Below are 1,155 nucleotides of genomic sequence, written 5' to 3' on the forward strand. Positions count from 1 at the left end.
CAGCATCATCACCAGCACGGCGACCACGATCGCGGCGATCATGACCGGGATGTCGGACACCATGCCGACGGCGGTAATGACCGAGTCCAGCGAAAAGACGATGTCGATGATCGCGATCTGAATGATGGTGTAGAAGAACTGCCCGTTGCCGCCCTTGGGTTCCTCGATTTTCTCCTCTTCACCCTCCAGGCCGTGATAGATCTCCTGCGCGCTTTTCCAGAGCAGGAACAGACCACCGAAGAACAGAATCAGATCGCGCCCGGAAAAGCCCTTCCCCAGCACCGAGAACAGGTCAGTGGTGAGGCGCATCACCCAGGTGATGGAAAGCAGCAGCATGATTCGCGTCACCATGGCCAGTGCCAGCCCGGTGATCCGGGTGCGGGGCTGCATGGCCTTGGGCATGTGCCCGACCAGGATGGAAATCATGATGATGTTGTCGATGCCCAGAACGATTTCCAGGGCCGTCAGGGTAAAGAAAGCTGCCCATATCTCGGGATGGGTGATCCATTCCATGAGGCCTCCTCAAACGTGAAAAAGCTCGCCAACGACCCTGCGGTCGATGGCGAGCCTTTGACAGCGTGAGGTTATAGACTGCTGTAGAGCGGGAAAATCCCCATTACCAGTGCCGCAACCAGAATGCACATGCACACCAGAATCGCCCACTTCAGGGTGAAACGCTGGTGATCGCCGAACTCGATACCGGCCAGCGCGACCAGCAGGTAAGTCGATGGCACCAGCGGGCTGAGTAGGTGAACCGGTTGGCCGACGATGGAGGCGCGAGCCATTTCCACCGGGCTGATGCCGTAGTGGGCAGCGGCTTCGGACAGCACCGGCAATACGCCGTAGTAGAACGCATCGTTGGACATGAAGAAGGTGAACGGCATGCTCACCAGCGCGGTGATGACTGCCAGATAAGGGCCCAGCGCTTCCGGGATCACCGCCAGTAGGCTCTTGGACATGGCATCGACCATGCCGGTACCCGACAGAATGCCGGTGAAGATACCGGCCGCGAAAATCAGGCCAACCACCGCCAGAACGCTACCGGCATGCGCCGAAACGCGATCTTTCTGATCCTGCAGGTTCGGGTAGTTGATGATCATCGCGATACTGAACGCGATCATGAACAGCACCGGCAGCGGCAGCAGACCCATGATC

At 58.7% G+C, this 1,155-nt stretch carries 2 protein-coding genes; both read right to left on the bottom strand.

The window, feature by feature from the left end; all coding sequences use genetic code 11:
• The coding region (locus BZK31_RS28200; protein WP_083186447.1) for a TerC family protein at positions 1-513 on the bottom strand (513 nt) is incomplete at its 3' end.
• A 71-nt stretch (positions 514-584) separates the two neighbouring features.
• Positions 585-1,155 (bottom strand): citrate:proton symporter (locus tag BZK31_RS28205; RefSeq protein ID WP_244182762.1); only part of this gene is annotated, 571 nt, incomplete at its 5' end.

Origin of the sequence: Pseudomonas floridensis (assembly GCF_002087235.1) — a bacterium.
In the GTDB taxonomy this organism is placed as follows: domain Bacteria; phylum Pseudomonadota; class Gammaproteobacteria; order Pseudomonadales; family Pseudomonadaceae; genus Aquipseudomonas; species Aquipseudomonas floridensis.